Origin of the sequence: Streptomyces sp. NPDC051940 (genome assembly GCF_040680895.1) — a bacterium.
Classification (GTDB): domain Bacteria; phylum Actinomycetota; class Actinomycetes; order Streptomycetales; family Streptomycetaceae; genus Streptomyces.
Window position 1 is genome coordinate 37,616 of record NZ_JBFAXR010000077.1, and the last position, 4,911, is coordinate 42,526.

A 4,911-nucleotide genomic window follows, 5' to 3' on the forward strand; every position below is an offset into this window, starting at 1 on the left:
GACGTGAGCACCGCACGGCGCCGCGCAGCGGAACCCGCGCCTTCGGCGCAGGCCACCGCGGTGCGGAACCGCGGGGACGGGTCAGCGGGCGTTGAAGTACTTCGCTTCCGGGTGGTGGATCACGATCGCGTCCGTCGACTGTTCCGGGTGGAGCTGGAACTCCTCCGAGAGTTTGACGCCGATGCGCTCCGGCTCCAGGAGGTCCGCGATCTTCGCGCGGTCCTCGAGGTCGGGGCACGCGCCGTAGCCGAGGGAGAAGCGGGCGCCGCGGTACTTGAGGGCGAACATGTCCTCGATCGCCGCCGGGTCGTCACCCGCGAAGCCCAGCTCCGCGCGGACACGCGCGTGCCAGTACTCGGCGAGAGCCTCCGCGAGCTGGACCGACAGGCCGTGCAGCTCGAGGTAGTCGCGGTACGAGTCGGAGGCGAAGAGCTCCGCCGTGGCCTCGCCGATCCGGGAGCCGACGGTGACCACCTGGAGACCGACGACGTCCGTCTCGCCGGAGTCCTCCGGGCGGAAGAAGTCCGCGAGGCACAGGCGGCGCCCGCGGCGCTGGCGCGGGAAGGTGAACCGCGTGCGCTCCGTGCCGTCCTCGTGCAGGAGGATCAGGTCGTCGCCCTTGGAGACGCAGGGGAAGTAGCCGTACACGACGGCCGCCTCGAGGAGGTTCTCCGTCTGGAGCTTGTCGAGAAGGCCGCGCAGGCGGGGGCGGCCCTCCGTCTCGGCCAGCTCCTCGTACGTCGGGCCCGCGCCGGTACGCGCCTGCTTCAGGCCCCACTGGCCCTTGAACAGCGCGCCCTCGTCGAGCCACGAGGCGTAGTCCTTGAGCGGGATGCCCTTGATCACCCGGGTCCCCCAGAACGGCGGGGCCGGGACGGGGTTGTCCGTGGCGACGTCGGAGCGGACGGCGCCCTGCTCGGCCTGGTCCTCGACCGCCGCCGACGCCCGCTGCGGCACCCGGCGCTGCTTGAGCTCGGGCAGCTTCGCACCGGGGACGCCGCGCTTGATGCCGATGAGCGCGTCCATCAGCCGCAGCCCCTCGAACGCGTCGCGCGCGTAGCGCACCTCACCGGCGTACAGCTCGTGCAGGTCCTGCTCGACGTACGCCCGGGTGAGCGCCGCGCCGCCGAGGATGACCGGGAACTTCGCCGCGAGGCCGCGCTGGTTCAGCTCCTCCAGGTTCTCCTTCATGATCACCGTGGACTTCACCAGCAGGCCGGACATGCCGATGACGTCGGCCCGGTGCTCCTCGGCGGCCTCCAGGATCGCGGAGACCGGCTGCTTGATGCCGAGGTTGACGACGTTGTAGCCGTTGTTGGAGAGGATGATGTCGACGAGGTTCTTGCCGATGTCGTGCACGTCGCCGCGGACCGTGGCGAGCACGATCGTGCCCTTGCCGGCCTCGTCGGACTTCTCCATGTGCGGTTCGAGGTAGGCGACCGCGTTCTTCATCACCTCGGCGGACTGCAGCACGAAAGGCAGCTGCATCTGGCCGGAGCCGAAGAGTTCGCCGACGGTCTTCATTCCGTCGAGGAGGGTCTCGTTGACGATGTCGAGGGCGGGCCGGTCCTGCAGCGCCTCGTCCAGGTCGGGCTCGAGACCGTTCTTCTCGCCGTCGATGATCCGCCGCTTCAGCCGCTCCTCCAGCGGCAGCGCCGCCAGCTCCTCGGCCTTCGAGGCGCGCAGCGACTTGGCGGTGGCGCCCTCGAAGAGCTGCAGCAGCTTCTGCAGCGGGTCGTACCCCTCGGCGCGCCGGTCGTAGATCAGGTCGAGGGCGGTCTGTACCTGCTCCTCCTCCAGCCGGGCGATGGGGAGGATCTTCGCCGCGTGCACGATGGCCGAGTCCAGGCCCGCCTTGACGCACTCGTCGAGGAAGACGGAGTTCAGGACGAGCCGGGCGGCCGGGTTCAGGCCGAAGGAGATGTTCGACAGGCCGAGGGTCGTCTGCACGTCCGGGTGGCGGCGCTTGAGCTCGCGGATCGCCTCGATGGTGGCGATGCCGTCCTTGCGGGACTCCTCCTGGCCCGTACAGATGGTGAAGGTGAGGCAGTCGATGAGGATGTCCGACTCGTGCACCCCCCAGTTCGAGGTGAGGTCGTCGATCAGCCGCTCGGCGATCTCCACCTTCTTCTCGGGCGTACGGGCCTGGCCCTCCTCGTCGATGGTGAGGGCGATCAGGGCGGCGCCGTGCTCCGCGGCCAGCTTGGTGATCTTCGTGAAGCGGGAGTCGGGGCCGTCGCCGTCCTCGTAGTTGACCGAGTTGATCACCGCGCGGCCGCCGAGCTTCTCCAGGCCCGCCTGGAGCACGGCCGGCTCGGTCGAGTCGAGCACGATCGGCAGCGTCGAGGCGGTGGCGAAGCGGCCGGCCAGCTCCTCCATGTCGGCGACGCCGTCGCGGCCGACGTAGTCCACGCACAGGTCGAGCATGTGCGCGCCCTCGCGGATCTGCTCGCGGGCCAGCTCCACGCAGTCGTCCCAGCGGCCGGCCAGCATGGCCTCGCGGAACTTCTTCGAGCCGTTGGCGTTGGTGCGCTCGCCGATGGCGAGGTACGAGACGTCCTGGCGGAACGGGACGTGCTGGTAGAGCGACGCGGCGCCGGGCTCGGGGCGCGGGTCGCGCTCGGCCGGCTCGGCGGCGCGCACCCGGTCCACCAGCTGCCGCAGGTGCTCCGGGGTCGTACCGCAGCAGCCGCCGACCAGGTTCAGCCCGTAGTCGCGGACGAAGACCTCCTGCGCGTCGGCGAAGTCCCCCGGGCCGAGCGGGAAGTGCGCGCCGTCCTTCGTCAGGACGGGCAGGCCGGCGTTCGGCATACAGGTGAGCGGCGTGCGCGAGTGGCGGGCCAGATAGCGCAGGTGCTCGCTCATCTCGGCGGGTCCGGTGGAGCAGTTCAGGCCGATCAGGTCGATGCCGAGCGGCTCCAGGGCGGTGAGCGCGGCGCCGATCTCGGAGCCCAGCAGCATGGTGCCGGTGGTCTCGAAGGCCAGCGAGCAGATCAGCGGCACGTCGGCGCCGAGCGCCTCCATGGCGCGGCGCGCGCCGAGCAGGGCCGCCTTCGTCTGCAGCAGGTCCTGGGTGGTCTCGACGATCAGCGCGTCGGCGCCGCCCTCGAGCAGACCCTCGGCGTTCTGCTGGAATCCGTCGCGGATGACGGCGTACGAGATGTGGCCCAGGGTCGGCAGCTTGGTGCCGGGGCCCATGGAGCCGAGCACCCAGCGCTGGCGGCCGTCGCGTGCGGTGAAGTCGTCGGCGGTCTCGCGGGCGATGCGGGCGCCGGCGGCGGACAGCTCGTGGACGCGGTGGGAGATGTCGTACTCCCCCATCGCGGTGTGGTTGGCGCCGAAGGTGTTCGTCTCGACGCAGTCGACGCCCGCGGCGAAGTACTCCTCGTGCACCGAGCGCACGATGTCGGGGCGGGTGACGCTCAGGACCTCGTTGCAGCCCTCGAGCTGCTCGAAGTCCTCCAGGGTCGGGTCCTGGGCCTGGAGCATGGTGCCCATCGCGCCGTCGGCCACCACCACACGGGTGGCCAGGGCGTGGCGCAGGGCGGCTGCGCGGTCGGCAGGGGTCGGGGTGGACGGCTGCGAGGCCATGGAGGAGCTCCCTCGGATGCGACGGCTGTCGGCTATGCGGCGCGTACGGCGGCGCACCAGGCCAGCCTAGCTCTCCGGGTGCGGGAATCCGCAGGGTGTCCACCGTACGGACGGGTGCACTTCGGGGTGGTTCGCTGGCACACTCCCTGGTGACAGGCATCAGGGAGTGTGCGTGCCTCTGTCGGGGGGACTTGCTCGGGGCGTGCTCAGGGCGTGTCCGGGGGGTTCCTCGGGTCTTCCTCGGGTCTTCCTCCCAAAGGGGCAGTGCCGCAGCCGTGAAATGGCAATGCCCGATAGGGTTTGGCATTGTCGAACGAAGCTAGGCTGCATTTCCGGGAGGCCCCTGACGATGGCACGCAACATCCAGTCGCTGGAGCGCGCGGCTGCGGTGCTACGCCTGCTCGCCGGCGGCGAGCGGCGGCTCGGCCTGTCCGACATCGCCGGCGCGCTCGGACTCGCGAAGGGCACGGCGCACGGCATCCTGCGCACCCTCCAGCTCGAGGGCTTCGTCGAGCAGGACCCCGCCTCCGGCCGCTACCAGCTCGGCGCGGAACTGCTCCGCCTGGGCAACAGCTACCTCGACGTGCACGAGCTGCGGGCGCGGGCGCTGCCGTGGACGGACGACCTCGCGCGGTCCAGCGGCGAGGCGGTCTACCTCGGGGTGCTGCACCAGCAGGGCGTGCTGATCGTGCACCACGTCTTCCGGCCGGACGACAGCCGGCAGGTGCTGGAGATCGGCGCGATGCAGCCGCTGCACTCCACGGCGCTGGGGAAGGTCCTCGCGGCGTACGACCCCGTGGCACACGCGGAGCTCGGCGACGCGGAGCGGTCCTCGCTGACGCCGTCCACGGTCACGGACCTGGCGGAGCTGGAGAAGGTCTTCGACCTGATCCGGGCCCGGGGATGGGGCTCGGACGTCGAGGAGACGTGGGAGGGCGTGGCGGGGATCGCGGCGCCCGTGCACGACCGGCGTCGGATGCCCGTCGGTGCGGTGGGGATAACGGGCGCGGTGGAGCGGGTGTGCGCCTCGGGGGAGCCGCGGGCGGAGCTCGTGGCCGCGGTGCGGGATTGTGCGCGGGCGGTGGCTCGGGATTTGGGCGGGAACCGGTTTTAGGGGGCCGGTGCGCGTGTGGCGTCCTTCGGGGTGGGCGGTCCGCGTTGCGTGGCCGGCGCCGCCCCGCGCCTTCGGCGCGGGGGTTGCCCCCACCCACACACCACCCGTTGCGGTGTTGCCTGGTCACCGTCGGCGCCTGGGGGTGCTGGGCCGGGGCTGGCGGGGGGCGCCGCGCCCGGGGTGGGGGGCCGGTTGTCGTTGCGGTT

2 protein-coding genes are annotated in these 4,911 nt (G+C 71.5%); one reads left to right on the top strand and one right to left on the bottom strand.

Going from position 1 to position 4,911, the window contains the following annotated elements:
- Nucleotides 1-81: 81 nt before the first annotated feature.
- Nucleotides 82-3,591, bottom strand: coding sequence for a methionine synthase (gene metH, locus AB0M28_RS26050; protein ID WP_365409651.1), 3,510 nt, complete (start codon nt 3,589-3,591; stop codon nt 82-84).
- A gap of 349 nt (nt 3,592-3,940) precedes the next feature.
- On the opposite strand from metH, the gene AB0M28_RS26055 reads away from it, so the two are divergent.
- Nucleotides 3,941-4,705 (top strand): IclR family transcriptional regulator, encoded by a 765-nt coding sequence (locus AB0M28_RS26055; protein ID WP_365409654.1) that lies wholly within the window; start codon nt 3,941-3,943, stop codon nt 4,703-4,705.
- Nucleotides 4,706-4,911 lie beyond the last annotated feature (206 nt).

Coding starts and splice junctions, on each gene's coding strand:
- AB0M28_RS26055 (WP_365409654.1), top strand. CDS start 3,941: ATGGCACGCAACATCCAGTCGCTGGAGCGCGCGGCTGCGGTGCTACGC.
- metH (WP_365409651.1), bottom strand. CDS start 3,591: ATGGCCTCGCAGCCGTCCACCCCGACCCCTGCCGACCGCGCAGCCGCC.